The organism is Nonomuraea turkmeniaca (assembly GCF_005889735.1).
Classification (GTDB): Bacteria; Actinomycetota; Actinomycetes; order Streptosporangiales; family Streptosporangiaceae; genus Nonomuraea; species Nonomuraea turkmeniaca.
Genome location: NZ_VCKY01000056.1, coordinates 31,983 through 48,215, shown reverse-complemented (window position 1 = coordinate 48,215; position 16,233 = coordinate 31,983). Strand labels below are relative to the sequence as shown.

Here is a 16,233-nt window from a genome sequence, read left to right as displayed (position 1 = left end):
CCCTCGACGCCGCCCCCCACCTCACGCAGGAAGATCAGCACCGGCACGGCCAGAACCAGCGGTAACGGTTCCGCTGACCACGCCGAGCAGCCCGTCCCCCACAGGTCGGACAGCCGCCGCGGGGACGGCGTAGGCGCGCACACCCGGCGGGTCAGCGGGGAAAACTGGCACCAGTCCTGGCCACGCCGTCGCGGCGTGGCTGATCCACGGCTGTCGCGATCCGGCCTCAGCCCCCAGCCGGGTCAGCAGCACCCCCGGTTGCGGTTCGTGTCGACATCGTGTTCTGCCAGCCGGCTCATGAAGGCGAGCCCGCCGCAGCCGCCGAGGAAGTCACTGCTCCCCCAGGAGACTCAGGAGGCGGGGTCTGGGCGTCATCCACTCCCGTCGGCCAGCGCGTGCCCCACGGGGGCGAACTGCCGCCGCAGCCCCATGTACGTAAGGGAGTTATCACGTACATGACCGATCATGGCGGCACGGCGACCAGGAGAGCCCCTCGCCCGAGCGGTGCGCGCCTCCGGTACGTATCCGGTACATCGCCCAGGCCGGTGCAGCGACCGCCGCCCGGCCGCTGCCCCAGGTCGGCCAGTCTCATAAGGTGGAACAAGCCGAACGGGTGATGAAACTCAACGACGGTGTCGACCGGATCACCGCCGACGTCAGCGGCGCCGCCCGCGATGCTTTTGTCATCGGAATCAGCTGACCACCTGTGCCGAAGCACGAAACCGGGTCAGGTCGGCGACGGTGCCGGGGACGGTGCCGGGGACGGTGAGCGTGGCGGCGGAGGGGATCACCTCGTGGTTCTCGCCGGTCGCGGTGATGGTGCCGTTCGCTCGGGCGCGTCCGGCGCCCGGCGAGTGGTACGGGCCCCAGGTTTGCGGTGTGGCGCCCGCGGTGCGTGCCGGGAACTCGCCACTGAGGCGGTCGCGGGATGCGCGGCCCCGGTGAGGAGTGCCGCCGTGGCGACGGTGATGGTGATGGTGAGCATGTGTCGCTCCTTGGTGGTGGTGGTGTGCGGCGGTGGGTGGCAGGAGAGTGGAGGGGTCAGGCGACGATCGAGACGACCTTCGCGGCGGCGCCGACGACCTGCAGCGCCGAGTCGACCAGGCCGGAGAGGCTCAGGGAGACGCTGTTCTTGCAGCTCCACCGGTGGCTTTGGGAGGCTCGCCAGGCGGCGGGCAGGGTCGCGATGCGTCCGGACTTGTTCCAGTCGTGGTTGCGGGAGCCGGGTTCGAACGTCCCGTGCAGGCGTCCGGAGGATTTGAAGGCGTACGCGGTCCCGGAGGAGAACCGCACGACGCAGACGCTGCTGATGTTGTAGCTGGGGGCGCCGGAGTCGCGCAGGTGCCCCGACCACGTGTAGGTGCCGTCGGCGTGGAGGGTCAGCGACGTCCGGCCGCCCACGGGGATGCCGCCGCCGAACCGGACGTCCCGGTTGATGGTGATGGGCGAGCGGATGGCGCCGGAGGCGCGCCGGCTGGCGGCTGCGGCGTTGTCGGCCCGGGCCTGGGCGCGGACGGCGGGGGTGACGCAGACGTGGTCGCCGGGGAATGCTTCGCGCCACACGTACCCCTGGACGCAGGTGTGCGGGCCGGACGGACCGGGCACCCAGCGTGAGGCCTTGACGCGGTTGTCGCGTCTGGTCTGCTCGCGGACGGCGGGGGTGACGCAGACGTGGTCGGAGGGGCGTGCCTCGCGCCAGACGTAACCGGTCACGCAAGTGTCAGGGGCGCCTGCCGCGGTGGCGGGGGTGGCCGCTACGCGCAGGGCGAGTGCGGCGAGCGTGAGGGCGGCGGCGCCGAGTTTGATGTGTCTCATGGTGTTCTCCTTGGGTGAGATCGGGTGAGATCGGGTGAGATCGGGTGAGATCGGGTGAGATCGGGTGAGATCGGGTGAGATCGGGTGAGATCGGGTGAGATCGGGTGAGATCGGGTGAGATCGGGTGTTGGGTGTGATGGCGGTCATGCGGTGGCGGGGAGTCCGTGGCCGGCGCTCGCCCGCGCCGTGGCGAAGGCGAGGCCGGCCGCGGTCAGCAGCCAGGCGCAACCGTCGAGGAGCGGGTTGGGGGCGATCGTCGCGAACAGCAGGTGCAGCGGTTGCGAGATCGACAGGACGAGGCCGGCCCAGCCGGGCAGGATGCCGCCGCGCCACAGGGCGATGCCCAGCAGCACCACGCCCGCGACGTGGCCAGCCACGAAGATCATGGTGGGGATGGCGACAGTGGGCTCGTCGAGCAGATGCCGCAGCAGGCGGGCGGTGACGTCGGCGGGCACATTCGCGCGCGTCCCCGACTGCGCCACCTGGTCGACGGCGACGATGGCGGGCAGCCCGGAGAAGCCGGCCACCGAGACGACCAGCGCGGCCGTGCCGAGGACGCGGCTGCGGCGGGCGGCGTGCAGGCCGACGGCGATCATGCCGGGGACCAGGGTGAAGCCGGCCAGCAGTGACAGCCACAGCACTGCGGCCTCGGCGCCCGGCTGGGCGGCCACCTTGGCGACGACGGTCGTAGGGGAGTCGTTGGTGCCGTACGGCAGCAGCGTGCGCAGGATGGCGATGCTGAGCGGTCCCAGCAGCACGAGCAGGGTGAGCGCCGGCCGCCGCCCCGCCGGCGGGTTCGCGGTGGGCGGCGGTGTGACCGTGGTCGCGCTCGTCCTGGTCATCATGTCTCCTTGGCGTTTCAGATGCAGCGGATCGGACGTACTGAGCGTGCGGTGCGGGCGTCACCGGCGACCAGGGAGCCGGCGGACGCGCGGCCGGGAGGGTTTCCCGCATGGTCTAGGGGCGCGCACCCAGGACGCGGCGGGGCGTGAGGCCGCATCATGTACTGCATGAGCACCGAACGCGCCGCCGGGCCCGGTGAGGCCGTCCGGCGCGGGCCGCCGCGGGCGCGGTTATGGGCCGTAGCGATGTTCGCCGTGGCGGCCGCCGAGGTCGCTGCCGCCGTGGCGGGCAGCCTGCTCAGCGGCCGCTCGTACGCGGAGGTGCTGGACTCCTTCGTTCCGCTGAACGCCACAATGGGGTTCGCGTTCGCCGCGTGCGGGCTGCTGGTCGCCTGGCATCGTCCGGGCAACGCGATCGGCTGGCTGCTGCTGGCCGACGGCCTCGGGCACGCCACCACGGCGGGCACCGCCTCGCTGGTCCTGTACGGCGGCGCCGGCTGGCCGATGCCGCTGGTGCGCGTTCTGGCCACGGTCGGCGCCTACGCGTGGCCGTGGTCGATCGGGTTGTTCCTGCCGCTGATCCTGCAGCTTTTCCCCGACGGCCGTCCCGCCGGGCCGGTGTTGCGGTGGCTGGCGTGGGCGACGGTGGCGACGGCGCCGCTGTTCGTGCTGGAGATGGGAGCCGGGCCGCAGGCGTTGATCACGGGGCTGACCGGGTACCTGACGCTGCCGGGATACCACGGCCTGGAGCCGCTGTGGTTGGTGACGGACCTGCGCGTCGCCGCGGTCGCGCTGATCGGCTTGGTCGCGCTGGTGATCCGCTACCGGCGGGGTGATGAGGTGCTGCGCCGCCAATTGTTGTGGCCGCTGCAGGCTGCCCTGCTCGTCGTGCTGGTGCTGGTGGTGTGGGGGGTGTTCGAGGCGGGACCGGTCTACCAGTTGCTGGCCGTGCCGCTCATTCCCGCGGCGGTGGTGGTGGCGATCTTGCGTCATCAGTTGCTGGACATCCGGCTGGTCTTCTCACGTACGGTGCTGTACACGTTGCTGACCGGTGCGGTCATGCTCGCCTACGTGAGCCTGGTGGCGGTGCTGGACACCGTCGTGCGGCAGCGGGCCGGGCCGGGCAACTCGATCACCGCCACCGTGCTGATCGCGATCGGTTTCAACCCGCTGCGGGTACGGCTGCAGCGCGGCGTGGACCGGATCCTGTACGGGGACCGGGCCGATCCGGTACGTGCGGTCTCCCGGGTCGGTGAGCGGTTGGGCGCAGGGCTGCCCGGGGTGCTGGAGGCGGTGCGGGAGGCGCTGCGGATGCCGTACGCGGCGCTGCGGACCACCGCCCCCGAAGGCCACGCCCCGCAAGACGGCCATGGCACGGTGGCGGTCTCGGGCACGGCGCCGCAGTCGCTCCAGTCGCTGCACGCCATCCCGCTCGTCTACGGCGATGAGCGGGTGGGCGAGCTGGTGGTCGGACTGCGCCGGGGGGAGAGCCGGCTGGCCGCCGCTGACCGTGCCATTCTGGAGCTGCTGGCCACGCCGCTGTCGGTAGCCGTGCGCGCTCTCGCCCTGTCGCGGCAGTTGCAGCACTCCCGCGAGGCGCTGGTGATGGCCAGGGAGGAGGAGCGGCGGCGGCTGCGCCGTGACCTGCACGACGGGCTGGGCCCTGTGCTCACGGGGGTGACGTTCAAGGCCGACGCCGCCAGCAACCTGATCGCCGCCGACCCCGAGGCGGCGCGCGGCCTGGTCGCCGAACTGAGGGCTGAGACCGCCGGGGCGATCAACGACATCCGGCGGCTGGTCTACGACCTGCGCCCGCCCGCCCTGGATGATCTCGGCCTGGTCGGGGCGATCCGGCAGCGCGCCGCGCACCTGCAACGCGACGGCGTCGCCATCCACGTGGCCGCTCCCGCGGCGCTGCCGGCGCTTCCGGCCGCGGTCGAGGCCGCGGCCTTCCGGATCGTCACCGAGGCGATGACCAACGCCGTGCGTCACGCCAGGGCGGGCAGCATCCACGTGCGGCTCGACGCCGGCACGGAGTTGCGGCTGCGCGTCAGCGACGACGGCGTCTCGCCGCGCGAGTGGAGGCCGGGTGTGGGACTGTCATCCATGCGCGAGCGCGCCGCCGAGCTAGGCGGGTCCTGCACGGCGGGACCGGGCGCCGGTGGTGGCGAGGTCGTGGCCATTCTGCCGCTGGGGGCATCATGATCACTGTTCTGCTGGCCGACGACCATCCCGTGGTGCGCGGCGGCCTGCGCGCGCTGCTCGGCTCGATCGACGGGCTGCGCGTGGTCGGCGAGGCGGCCAACGGCCGCGAGGCCGTGCGCCAGGCCGTTACGCACCACCCCGACGTGCTGGTCATGGACATCCAGATGCCCGATGTGGACGGTATCGCCGCCACCCGGCAGATCGCCCGCGACGCGCCGGGGGTCGCGGTGCTCATGCTGACGATGTACCACGACGACGACGCGGTGTTCGCCGCCATGCGCGCCGGAGCGCGCGGTTACCTGCTCAAGGGCGCCGAGCAGGACGAGATCGTCCGCGCCATCCGGGCCGTGGCCGCCGGTGAGGCGATCTTCGGGCCCGGCGTGGCGCAGCGGGTGCTCGGCTTCTTCTCCGCCCCGCTGCCGGCCGAGGTGCCTTTCCCCGAGCTGACCGGCCGCGAACGGGACGTGCTCGATCTGATCGCCGGCGGCCGCCCCAACGGTGAGATCGGCCGCCGCCTGGGCATCTCAGCCAAGACGGTGGCCAACCACATCTCCAGCATCTTCGGCAAGCTCCAGGTCGCCGATCGGGCCGAGGCGATCATCCGCGCCCGCGATGCCGGGCTGGGCCTTCAGGGGGAGCGGCCGCCGGGTCCTGGCCGGACGAGCACGTGATCGTGGCCGCCGGCGGGCTGTCCTTCCTGGACAGCACTGGGCTGAACGTGCTGCTCCAGGCCGCCGGTATCGCCCAGGCCGGAGCCGTGCTCGGTGCCACGGCGGGCGATGACCGGCTTGACCCCGGTGGCCCAGACCAGCGGTCGGTACTTGTCGTGGTCGTAGCCCCTGTCGGCGTACGGCACGTTAGGGCGTCGGCGGGGCCGGCCGGGCCCCCGCGCACCGGCGGGATCGAGCGGCGGCAGCGGCATGACCTGGGTACGGAAGGGCCATTTCCTGAAGTGAAATGGCTGGCCTTGCGCGGAGCGAGCGCCAGCTTCGGTCTTCGCAGGAAAGATCATCCGGAGTGGGTGGCCTGATGCTGCTGCCAGCGGTGCAGCAAGGTGGGGATCTCCTTAAGCATGAACTGGTAGAAGTCGCGCATCTGCGTCAGCCGTCGATGCGCGGGATCGTTGGCTGTGGTCGTGGCGATGCCGGTCTCGGCGGCGGCGAGCATGAGTTGGACGACGGTGTTCTGGCTGGTGAACAACGTGGCCCAGGCGTCATCGCGGAGCCGGTAGTGCTCGCGGCGGCTGCCGGGCGCGGGCAAGCGTTCGATCAGGCCGACCGACAGCAGGGACTTGACCGAGCCGGAGACCGAGCCGGCGCTGACGCCGAGCCGGTCGGCGATCTCGCCCATGGTGACCGTCTCGGCGTCGGTGAACAGAAACACCGCCAGCGTCCGGGCGGCCATGCGCTGCAAGCCGCCTTCGGTCAAGGTCAGGGCCAGCCGTTCGGCTGCCTGCCACTGCTCGTCTCTGTCGTTCACCCGCCACCTCCTAGGCGACAGGATAGCGAACCTCAGAATTGTTCAGAAACTTCTGAAGATTCGCTATATTGTTGACATCCGCTCCGTTCCGGAGATTCGATGGTGTGCCGGGAAGCCTGGTCGGCGACGTGAGTTCCTCACGTGCCGACGAGGAGATGACCCCGATGACCTTGCTCAGCCGCCTGTTCGGCGTACGTCCCGTCATCCGGCACCCGGTGCGGGTGCAGCGCGACATCGTGATCCTGGCCGCCGACGGGGCGCCCCTGCTGGCCACCCGCCACTACCCGGCCGATCTGGACCGGCCGCCGCTGATCCTGCTGCGCAGCCCGTACGGCCGGGGCAACGCGCTCGATCAGCTGCCGAAGCTGCTGGCCGAGCGCGGCTACCAGGTGCTGTATCAGAGCCTGCGCGGCACGGCCGGCTCCGGCGGCCGCTTCGACGGCTTCACCATCGACCCCGCCGACGCCGACGGCACCCTGAGCTGGCTGCGCGCCCAGCCATGGTTCGGCGGCGCGCTGGCCACCTGGGGTGCCAGCTACCTCGGCCTTGTCCAGTGGGAGCTGGCCGCCCGGCACATCCCGGAGTGGAAGATCGCGCTGATCCAGGACGCGCCGTCGGCCTTCGCCGAGCACTTCATGTACCCGGGCGGCGCGTTCGCGCTGGGCAACGCGCTGGGCTGGGTCCAGCTCGTGGACACCATGTTCAGCGGCAACTTCTCCCTCACCCGGCAATTGCTGGCCACCTTGAGCGCCGGCCGCAAGCTGCGCCGCGCCACCCTCACCCTTCCGCTGGAGCAGGCCGATCGGGCACTCACTGGGCATCGGGTGAGCTGGTTTCAGGAGTGGATCAGCAACGGCCGCGACCAGGCGTACTGGGCCCGCATGGACCACCGCGCCAACACCGAGCGGATGCCGCCCCGGGTTCACCTGCAGGGCGGCTGGTACGACTTCTTCCTGCCCAGCATGCTGGCCGACCACGCGCGCCTGCTGGCTGCCGGGCGCGAGGTGCGGCTGCTGGTCGGACCGTGGGGGCACGGCCGCGGCCTGTACACCCGCGAGGGCATGCAGGACGCGCTGGCCGCCCTGGACGCGGCCATGAACGGCGATGCCGCACCCTCCGGGGTGCGGGTGTACGTCACCGGCGCGAAGCGTTGGCGGGACCTGTCCGGCTGGCCGCCCGCCCACCAGCCCACCAGCTGGTATCTGCACCCGGGTGGGCGGCTGAGCCGTGAGGAACCCGAACGTGAGGCGAATCCCAGCCGCTACCGCTACGACCCCGGCGACCCGACTCCCACGGTGGGCGGGACGGCGGTGAGCAGGTCCGCGGGCCCGAAGGACAACCGCGCCATCGAAGCCAGAGCGGACGTGCTCACCTTCACCACCGCGCCCTTGACCGAGGACGTCGAGGTCATCGGCCCGGTACGGGTCCGCCTGCACGCCCGGGCATCCTTCCCGGACGTCGACTACTTCGCCCGCCTGTGTGAGGTGAGCCCGCGCGGGCGCTCGCTCAACCTGTGCGATGGCATCGTCCGGTTGGACCAGCCCGGCGACCTACGCGCCGCCGACATAGGCGCGATCGACATCGAGCTGTGGCCGCTGGCCCACCGCTTCGTCCGCGGCCACCGGATCCGGCTGCAGGTCTCCAGCGGCGCTCACCCCCGCTACGGCCGCAACCCGGGCACCGGCCAGCCACTGGCCACCGGGCGCGAGCTTCGCGCATCAGAGCACGAGATCTTCCACGACCTCGAACATCCGTCAGCCCTCTGGCTCCCCTTGACTCCTGGAGCGTCATGAAACTGCTCGTTCTCGGCGGCACCCACCACGTGGGCCGCGCCATCGTCGAGGTCGCGCTGGAGCGGGGGACGAGGTGAGCACGCTCAACCGCGGCCTCAGCCGCCCACCGGCTCCCGGTGTCCGGGCGCTCGTCGCCGACCGCACCGACACCGCGGCGGTCGCCGCCGCGCTCGCCGGTCAGGAGTGGGACGCCGTCATCGAGACCTGGGCCTGGGCGCCACGCGTCGTACGCGACAGCGCCCGCCTGCTGGCCGGCCGCACCGGCCACTACGGCTACGTCTCCAGCCGAGGCGTGCACCGCCGGCCGTGGCCTGCGGGCGGGGACGAGGGCGCGCCGCTCGTCGACGGCAACCCCCACAGCACCGATGACGCCGACTACGCCGCCGCCAAGCGCGGCGGTGAGCTGGCCGTCCTCGAGTCCTACGGCGAACGGGCGCTGCTGGCCAGGGCGGGGATGATCCTGGGACCGTACGAGGACGTCGGCCGCATCCCGTGGTGGCTGCGCCGCCTGGAGAAAGGCGGCCGAGTGCTCGCACCTGGCCCGGCTGATGCGGTGGTGCAGTACATCGACGTCCGCGACATGGCGGCCTGGATGCTGCAGTGCGCCGAACGCCGGCTCGGCGGCGCCTACACGGTGACCGGCCGCCCCGGCGCGGCCACGATCGGGCAATTGCTCCAGACGGCGCTGGAGGTGACCGGCTTCGACGCCGAGCTGGTGTGGGCGAGCGAGGACCTGCCGCGCCGGGAAGGCGTGTGGCTGGGCATGGAGTTCGGGCTGCGCTTCCCGCACGACCCGACGCCGACCGGCATGCACGACGCCGACGTCAGCGCCGCCTTCGCCGCCGGGCTGAGCACCCGGCCGCTGCGCGACATGCTCGCCGGCACCTGGGCCTGGCTGCAGGCCGAAGGCGACCCGGCCCCGCGCCCGGACGCCCCCTCACCCGGCACCTGGCTCGACTCCGCCGCCGAACAGCGCGTCCTCGACCAGCTCTGACCCCTCCACCAGCTCTTCAGCAAGGAACCTTCTATGCGCGCCATCATCATCGGAGCCGGCATCGCCGGCCTGGCCGCCGCCCTGCGGCTGTCCCAGATCGGCTGGCACAGCCTCATCATCGAACGCGCCCCCACGCGCCGCAGCGGCGGCTACGGCGTCACCTTCGGCGGCATCGGCTACGACGCCGCCGAACGCATGGGCATCCTGCCCGACCTGCTCCAGCGGGCCTTCATCACCGAAGAGCTCGTCTACCACAAGCCCAACGGTGAGCGGCGCTTCACCCTCACCGGCGAGATCATCGCCGCGACCATGGGCCCCCGCTCGATGAACATCCTGCGCGGCGACATCGAGACCGTCCTGTACGAGCAGGTCCGCGACAGCGCCGAGATCCGCTTCGGCACCACCATCACTGCCGTCGACCAGGACACCCGCGCCGTGCACGCCACCCTCAGCGACGGCACCGTGGAGCACGCCGACCTGCTGATCGGCGCCGACGGCCTGCACTCGGCCACCCGCGCCCTGGTCTTCGGGCCTGAGGAGGACTACCTGCTCGACCTGGAGCACATGGTCGCCGTCTACATGCTCGACAAGCGCCCGGACGCGATCGCCCCCGGCACCACCGGCACCCTGTCCTCGCGCGGCCGCACGGTCGCGGTCATCAACGTCGGCGACGGCCGCACGGTCGCCTTCTTCGGCTACCGCACCGAAGCCGGCACCGGCACCCGCGCCGACGACCCCGCCACGGTGCTGCCACAGGTCTACGGCGACCTCGGCTGGATCATCCCCGAAACGCTCGCCGGCATGGCGAGGACCGACTCGGTCTACTTCGACACCATCAGCCAGGTTGTGGCCCCCACCTGGAGCCGCGGCCGTGTGGTCCTGCTCGGCGACGCAGCCTGGTGCGTCACCCTGTTCGCCGGCTACGGCTCCGCCCTGGCCGTCGGCGGCGCCGACCGGCTCGGCACCGAGCTGGAACGCCACCCCGGCGACATCGCCGCCGCCCTGGCCGCCTGGGAGACGGCTCTGCGGCCGGAGGTGGAGGCGAAGCAGAAACTCGGTCGCCGGGTCAAAGGCGTCTACGCCCCCGCCAACCCGCTGGTGCTGTGGCTGACCCAGCTGCCGCTGCGTCTGGCTGCCCTGCCGCCGGTGCGCCGGTACATGATCCGCCGCTTCATCAAGGGCTGAACCCGCCGGAAACGATCCGGCCCAACTCCCGGGGCGGCAAAGGGCCGCTCCGGGTCAGTGGCGGGTGGTCGGCGACGGCAAGTGCGGCGGCTGCCACCGCCAGGTGGGGTTGCCGTCGGCGGCGATGCCCTTGCGCCACAGCGGTGCGGGCATCAGCCGGATCATGGTCACCAGCGCCCGGTAGGCGGCCGCCGACGTGGTGCGGCGGCCGTCGGCGCGGGCGCCCCGCGCGGTGGCCTGGGTGCGCGGGCGGCGCTCGGCGTCGTAGCGGCGCAGCGCCGCCTCAACCGTGAACGCACCGGCGGGCTCATCAGCGAGGGCGGCAGCGAGCACGACGGCGTCTTCGATTGACTGCCCCGCGCCCTGACCGCGATCGGGGCTCATCGCGTGCGCGGCGTCGCCGAGCAACGCCACCCGGCCGCGAACGTAGGTGGGCAGCGCGTCCAGGTCGCAGATGTCGATATGGATCACCGCCTCGGCCGTGGTGGCCGCGATCAGCGCCGGGATCGGCTCGTGCCAGGAGGCGAGGCGGCGGGCCGTCTCGCTCTTCTCCTTCGGGTAGCGGACGCCGGCCTGGTCGGCGGTGGTGACGTAGGCCCAGTAGGCGCGGCCGCGGCTGATCGGATGGATCAGGAAGTAGCCGCCGGGGCCCATGGTGACGCTGCCGGACAGCCCGTCGGCGTCCGCAAAGGCGCCGGTGCCGACCTCGGCGATGCCCAGCCAGGCGGTGCGGCCCAGGAAACGCGGCGGCGGCGCGTCCGGCCACAGCAGCCGGCGCACCGTGCTGCGGATGCCGTCGGCGCCGATCAGCAGGTCGGCGCTGGCCTGGCCGCCGCTCCAGGTCACTGTCACCGCGTCCTGGTCGTGCTGGATGCCGGTGACCTCCGCGCCGGTGCGCACCCATCCGGCGGGCACCGCTTCCAGCAGCACCCGGTGCAGGTCCGCGCGGTGGAAGGCGGTCAACGGGGTCGGGTCGCCGGGGCGGGCGCGTTGCAGATAGCGGCCGTCCGGCAGGCGCAGGTTGCCGGCGGAGTAGGTGGGCACCCCGGCCGCGCGCGCCTGCTCGCCCACGCCGAGCTCGGCCAGCGCGCGCATGGCGTTCGGGGCCTGGGACATGCCGGCGCCGATCTCGCGCAGCTCGGCCGCCCGCTCCAGCACGACGGCCTGCCAGCCGATCCGGTGCAGAGCTAAAGCAGCGGCTAGGCCGCCGATGCCGCCGCCGACCACGATCGCCCGTCCGGTCATGGTGTCTCCTCATCGTCAAGATCGCCTGCGGGTTCGTCGCCGGCATGGTCGTTGTCGGGGCCCACGTTGGCGAGGTTGGCGGGGTCGGCGTGCAGGGGCGGCGCGCCCTTGAACACGCCTGCCATCCATTCGAAGGTGGCGTGCGCCTGCCGGATGCGCGCGGCCCTCCCGTCGTCCGGGCCGACCAGGTTCAGGCCGTCGCGGGTGATGTCGAGGAAGGAGGTGATGCCGGCGATCTGCTGGCGGGCCACCACCGCCCAGGCGTCATCGGCCATCCGGTAGTAGACCGTCCGCTCGCCCGGCCTCGTGCGCCAGGTCAGGAATCCCATGCCGGTCAGCAGTCGCAGGTTGGAGGTCAGCGAGGCGCGGCTGGCGCCGATCGCCTCGCTGATCTGCCCCGCCGACTGCTCCGGCGGATCGCACACCATTAGCCAGCCCAGCACCCGCCCGGCGATCGGCGGCACCCCGTCGCGCGCCAGATACATGGCGACCCGCTCCACCCACTCCAGCAACGGCTCCTGCTCGGTCACGCGGCTCCGCCTCCTCTTGCAGTTGTTTCAGTATGAGCTAAAGTCGCTGTATCAGGATATGCCCCGGCCGGGGCGTGCTGTGGGAGAGCCGGGAAGTCTGGTCGGCCCGCGACGATCCGTCGCGGAGAAACAGGAGGACTCTCCCCGATGTCATCTCGCACCCTGCCGGTGCTGCTCGGCAGCGGCATCGCCGCCGGCGTCCTGGTGCCGGCGCTGCTGTGGGCCGACGGCGCCACCCGGCCCGGCTACAGCCTGTGGCACCACGGCGCCAGCCAGCTCGGCACCGGCGAACGCGGCTGGCTGCAGACGATCAACTTCGTGCTCGGCGGGCTGCTGCTGGCCGCCTTCGCCGCCGGCGTGCGAGGTACTCTTCGGGGTGGGCGCGGCGGCACCTGGGGGCCGCTCTTGCTCGCGGCGACCGCGGCGGGGCTGCTCGTGGCCGGTCTGGTGCCCACCGATCCCGCACTGGGCTACCCACCCGGGCAAGCCACGGCCATCACCGCCAGCGGCCGGATCCATCAGGTGGCCGGATTCCTGCTGTTCTTCGGTCTCAGCGGGGCCGCGTTCGCCCTGGCCCGGCGGCTGGGTGAGACGAGCCGCGGCTGGGCCGTCTACTCCCGGCTGTCCGGCGCCATTGTCATCGTCGCCGCCTTCGCCGCCGGCATCGCCTACCGCCTGGACATCCTGAACCTGTGGCAACCGGCGCCCGCCGGCCTGCTCGAACACCTTTCCCTGCTGGCCGGCTTTTGCTGGCTCATCGCCGTGAGCATGCGCCTTCGGGGTATGGGCCGCTCTCGTCTGCGTGTCCACACCGGCACGGACAGTTCGGGTGCTACGGGATCGCCGCCCGCGGCGCGGTGAGGGCGGCAACTGAGGAGTCCGGCCGCACGATCGTCGGCGACCGCAACCGCGTGTACAGCGCCACAGCAGATGGAGCGGTAGGTGCACTCGGTCCGAAGCCGACCGCCATGCCGACAGCGCACTCGCGTGCGGGCCGCAGCAGCAGAGCGATGCGGCGCATCCCTCAGTAGTCCGACAACTTCTCCAGGCGGGTGACGGCGGCGGCGACACCGTCCTCCGTCACCAGGCGCGCCGCCAGTGTGTGGGCGGCCGGGGCGCGTTCGGACGCGGCGGCGATGGCGGCGGCCAGCCGCTCTGGCCGGAGCCGACGGGGCAGCGGGGGCGGAGCGAGGCCGAGGTGGTGCAGGCGGGCGGCCCAGAACGGCTGGTCACCGAGGAACGGGCGGACGACCTGCGGGACGCCCGCGCGCAGCGCGGCCGCGACCGTGCCGATGCCGCCGTGGTGCACGGCGAGCGCCACCCGCGGCAGTAGCCAGTCGTGCGGTGCCTCCTCGATCACCAGGACGCCGTCCGTCTGCCGTCCCGGCCGCAGCGCGCCCCAGCCGGTGGCCAGCACGGCCCGCCGGCCCGACATCCGGACCGCCTCCAGCACCGTGGCGGCCAGCTCTTCGGGATCGCCGCCGACCGAGCTGCCGAAGCCGACGTACACCGGCGGGTCCCCGTCGGCCAGGAACCGGGCCAGCGGCTCGGGCGGCGTCCAGACGTCGTCGGCGGGCAACGTCCAAAAGCCGGTCGGGTGGGCCGCGGCGGGCCAGTCGCCGGGGGCGGGCAGCAGATGCGGGCTCCACGCGTGCAGCACCTCACCTGCCCTGACCAGGCCGGCCATCGGCCGGTAGGTGCCCGTCAGGCCCAGCTTCTCGCGACGCCAGGTCCGTACCGTCCCGCGGTAGGGGGCCTCGATGGCCGAGGAGATGCGCCAGCTCGCCCGATTGAGCACGGACGGCACCCGTACCGGAAGGATCGAAGAGGAGAAGGCGGAGGTCGGCAGGTAGAGCGGCAGCAGCAGGCCGGCGAGAGCGGGGACGCCGAGTCTCTCGGCGATGTACGGCCCGCCGAGGGACTTGGGATGGTAGACGACCACGTCGAACTCCCGCCGGGCGGCGAGCTCGGCCTGGTCGTCGAGGAGGCGGCGCAGCATCGGCGTGACGGAGCGGGCGGCGGTGATGGCGGCGCGCACGCCCTGGCCCTTGACGGAGTCCTGCAGGGAGAGCATCTCGTCGTTGAGCGGCGCGAACTCCACGCCGCGCGCGGCGGCGAGCGGCGCGAAGCGGCGGGGCGCGGCCAGCAGCGGCCGATGCCCGGCGGCCAGCAGCCCGCACGCCAGGGCCAGGTACGGCTGGACGTCGCCGCGGCTGCCGGCGGTGATCAGCAAGGGTCTCATCGCAGGGCCTTCAGCTCGTCCCATTCGTCCAGCAGGCGGGGGAAGCGATCCATCATGAACGCGTACATGTCGCGCATGAGCTCCAGTCGTCGCCGGCGCTCCGGGTCGTCGCCGACCGCTTTCAGCCCTTGCTCCGCCAGCGCCCGGAAGCCCTCGAACTCGGCCATCTTGGCCCGGAAGGCGCGGGCGAAGACGTCTTCGGCCAGCCGGTAGCGGTCGCGGCGCTCACCCCGCACCCGGAACCGCTCCACCAGCCCCGCCTGCTCGAGCTGCCGCAGCGCGACGCTCATGCTGCTCTTGGCCACCGCCAGCGCCTCGGCCAGCTCCGGCGCGTCCGCGTCGCCGGACTCGGCGGCCAGCAGCCAGCCCATCACCCGCCCGGCCGTGCGGCTCAGCCCGAGCCGCTCGTAGAACAGCCCAGCATCTTCAACGAACCTGACCACACTCACGACGGCGACTATATCGGATTGTTCGGATCGATCCGAACAAGCATGTGGCCGTTCGTGGCGCAGCCGGCTCTCCGCCGCGGTTGTACTGGCGCAACACCGCCGAGGCGTCGGCACCGACGGTATGGACCTGGTCGACACCTCACTCGGCGGCAGCCGCACCCGCAAGAATCTCGAGCTCAGCTCTGCCCGTCCTCGGGCAGGCGCCCCCGGAGCCGGCGGGCCTTGCCGAACCAGGCCGGGACGTCGCGCTCGTCGTCGAAGCCGCGCGCCACCACGATGTCGGTCGAGGAATGCAGCAGGATCGAGGCCACGATGGTGACGGCGACCAGCTGGAAGACCTGCTGGGCGGCGGCGATGCCGGAGCTGAGCACGATCAGGGCGTACACCACCGAGGCGAAACCCTTCGGCCCGAACCAGGCGACCGCCGCCTGCTCACGCACCGACAGCCCCGAACCGAGGAACGACAGCCAGATCGCCGCCGGGCGGGCCAGCACCAGCGCCAAGATCGCGAACAGCCAGCCGGTCCAGCCGACCGAGCCGAGCAGGGCCGGGGTGATCAGCGCGCCGAAGACCAGCAGCGCGGCCAGCTTGAACAGCTCGGTGATGAGCTCGCCGAAATGCTCGAACGATTCGCGCTGCCGCTCGCCGAAGGTGGCCACCGTGATGCCGGCGGCGAACGCGGCCAGGAACAGGTTGCCGTGCGTGGCCTTTCCGAGCGCGAGAACCAGCAGGCCGATCGCCAGTGCGTTGAGCGGCTCGTATGGGGTGGAGGCGGAAAACCAGCGCGTCTGCTCCAGCTTGATCGCCGCCCACGGCACCGCCACTCCGATCACGACGCCCAGGCCCAGCTCCAATCCCAGCTCACCTAGATGCAGGTCCTGCGACCCGGCGGCGATGGCGAGGAAGACCATGACGAAGGGCAGCGCGAGCCCGTCGTTGACGCCGGACTCGACGTTCAGCAGCCGCCGCAGCCGGGGCGGCACCTTCTCGTTGCCGACCAGCGCCGCGGCGAACACTGGGTCGGTCGGCGCCAGGATCGCGCCGATCAGCAGCGACTCGATCCAGCCCAGACCGACCAGGTAGTGCGCGCCCACCGCGGTGATGGCCAGGGTGAGCGGCAGCCCCCAGCCGAGCGCCCGGCCCGGCAGCCGCCACGCGCTGCGCAGCTCCGCCCAGCCCACCCGCATCCCGTCGGTGAACAGCACGGCGAACAGCGCCAGCTCCGCCAGCGTGCCCACCAGCTCATCGCCGGGCGCCAGCGACACCACGCCGAGCGCGCCGTCGCCGAGCACGAACCCGGCAATGAGGAACAGCGCCGCCGTCGACAAGATCGTGCGGTGGGCCAGGCTGGACAGCAGCACGGCCAGTAACAGCATGCCCGCGAACGCGAGCAGCAGCGAGCCCATCAGACGGCCTCTCCTTCGTCATGGGTCGCGGGAGGCAGGCTCTCCGCC

At 72.3% G+C, this 16,233-nt stretch carries 15 protein-coding genes; 6 read left to right on the top strand and 9 right to left on the bottom strand.

Annotated elements, in window-relative coordinates; all coding sequences use genetic code 11:
* Positions 1-1,041: 1,041 nt before the first annotated feature.
* Entirely contained in the window at positions 1,042-1,815 is a 774-nt protein-coding gene (locus tag ETD86_RS18640) for a hypothetical protein (protein WP_138667425.1), read from the bottom strand.
* A 143-nt stretch (positions 1,816-1,958) separates the two neighbouring features.
* On the bottom strand, positions 1,959-2,660 hold the full coding sequence (locus ETD86_RS18635) for a hypothetical protein (protein ID WP_138667424.1): 702 nt from the start codon (positions 2,658-2,660) through the stop codon (positions 1,959-1,961).
* A 165-nt stretch (positions 2,661-2,825) separates the two neighbouring features.
* On the opposite strand from ETD86_RS18635, the gene ETD86_RS18630 reads away from it, so the two are divergent.
* Positions 2,826-4,862, top strand: a complete 2,037-nt coding sequence (locus ETD86_RS18630) for a sensor histidine kinase (RefSeq protein WP_211370141.1) — start codon at positions 2,826-2,828, stop codon at positions 4,860-4,862.
* On the top strand, positions 4,859-5,533 hold the full coding sequence (locus tag ETD86_RS18625) for a response regulator (RefSeq protein WP_138667423.1): 675 nt from the start codon (positions 4,859-4,861) through the stop codon (positions 5,531-5,533). The genes ETD86_RS18630 and ETD86_RS18625 overlap by 4 nt, the downstream gene beginning before the upstream one ends.
* Here the strand turns inward: ETD86_RS18625 and ETD86_RS60100 are convergent.
* Positions 5,491-5,784: a hypothetical protein gene (locus ETD86_RS60100; RefSeq protein WP_170223143.1), complete on the bottom strand. Its 294-nt coding sequence runs from the start codon at positions 5,782-5,784 to the stop codon at positions 5,491-5,493. The two genes, ETD86_RS18625 and ETD86_RS60100, sit on opposite strands and share 43 nt — an antisense overlap.
* 86 nt (positions 5,785-5,870) lie before the next feature.
* Complete coding sequence (locus ETD86_RS18615) at positions 5,871-6,341, bottom strand: GbsR/MarR family transcriptional regulator (RefSeq protein ID WP_211370140.1); 471 nt, start codon at positions 6,339-6,341, stop codon at positions 5,871-5,873.
* A gap of 128 nt (positions 6,342-6,469) precedes the next feature.
* Here ETD86_RS18615 and ETD86_RS18610 point away from each other — a divergent pair, with 128 nt between their 5' ends.
* The 3 genes from ETD86_RS18610 to ETD86_RS18600 all read left to right on the top strand — a co-directional run bounded on the left by ETD86_RS18610 (position 6,470) and on the right by ETD86_RS18600 (position 10,313).
* Positions 6,470-8,134, top strand: a complete 1,665-nt coding sequence (locus tag ETD86_RS18610) for a CocE/NonD family hydrolase (protein ID WP_138667422.1) — start codon at positions 6,470-6,472, stop codon at positions 8,132-8,134.
* A 73-nt stretch (positions 8,135-8,207) separates the two neighbouring features.
* Positions 8,208-9,128: an NAD-dependent epimerase/dehydratase family protein gene (locus ETD86_RS18605; RefSeq protein WP_246147986.1), complete on the top strand. Its 921-nt coding sequence runs from the start codon at positions 8,208-8,210 to the stop codon at positions 9,126-9,128.
* Positions 9,129-9,161: 33 nt separating this feature from the next.
* A complete protein-coding gene (locus ETD86_RS18600) occupies positions 9,162-10,313 on the top strand; it encodes an FAD-dependent monooxygenase (protein WP_138667421.1) in 1,152 nt (383 codons plus the stop codon).
* Between the two features lie 54 nt (positions 10,314-10,367).
* Here the strand turns inward: ETD86_RS18600 and ETD86_RS18595 are convergent, their stop codons facing one another.
* Positions 10,368-11,558, bottom strand: coding sequence for an FAD-dependent monooxygenase (locus tag ETD86_RS18595; RefSeq protein ID WP_138667420.1), 1,191 nt, complete (start codon positions 11,556-11,558; stop codon positions 10,368-10,370).
* Positions 11,555-12,088 carry a GbsR/MarR family transcriptional regulator gene (locus ETD86_RS18590; protein ID WP_211370139.1) on the bottom strand — a complete coding sequence of 178 codons (534 nt, stop codon included), beginning with the start codon at positions 12,086-12,088 and terminating at the stop codon, positions 11,555-11,557. Before ETD86_RS18590 ends, ETD86_RS18595 begins: the two co-directional genes overlap by 4 nt.
* Before the next feature lie 147 nt (positions 12,089-12,235).
* On the opposite strand from ETD86_RS18590, the gene ETD86_RS18585 reads away from it, so the two are divergent.
* A complete protein-coding gene (locus tag ETD86_RS18585; protein WP_138667419.1) occupies positions 12,236-12,949 on the top strand; it encodes a DUF998 domain-containing protein in 714 nt (237 codons plus the stop codon).
* A 163-nt stretch (positions 12,950-13,112) separates the two neighbouring features.
* Here ETD86_RS18585 and ETD86_RS18580 read toward each other — a convergent pair whose 3' ends face one another.
* The 3 genes from ETD86_RS18580 to ETD86_RS18570 all read right to left on the bottom strand — a co-directional run bounded on the left by ETD86_RS18580 (position 13,113) and on the right by ETD86_RS18570 (position 16,185).
* On the bottom strand, positions 13,113-14,330 hold the full coding sequence (locus tag ETD86_RS18580) for a glycosyltransferase (RefSeq protein ID WP_170223142.1): 1,218 nt from the start codon (positions 14,328-14,330) through the stop codon (positions 13,113-13,115).
* Complete coding sequence (locus tag ETD86_RS18575) at positions 14,327-14,779, bottom strand: GbsR/MarR family transcriptional regulator (RefSeq protein ID WP_138667417.1); 453 nt, start codon at positions 14,777-14,779, stop codon at positions 14,327-14,329. The genes ETD86_RS18580 and ETD86_RS18575 overlap by 4 nt, the downstream gene beginning before the upstream one ends.
* A gap of 176 nt (positions 14,780-14,955) precedes the next feature.
* The gene (locus ETD86_RS18570; RefSeq protein WP_138667416.1) at positions 14,956-16,185 is read right to left on the bottom strand and encodes a cation:proton antiporter; all 1,230 of its coding nucleotides are present in this window, start codon (positions 16,183-16,185) and stop codon (positions 14,956-14,958) included.
* Between the last annotated feature and the right edge of the window lie 48 nt (positions 16,186-16,233).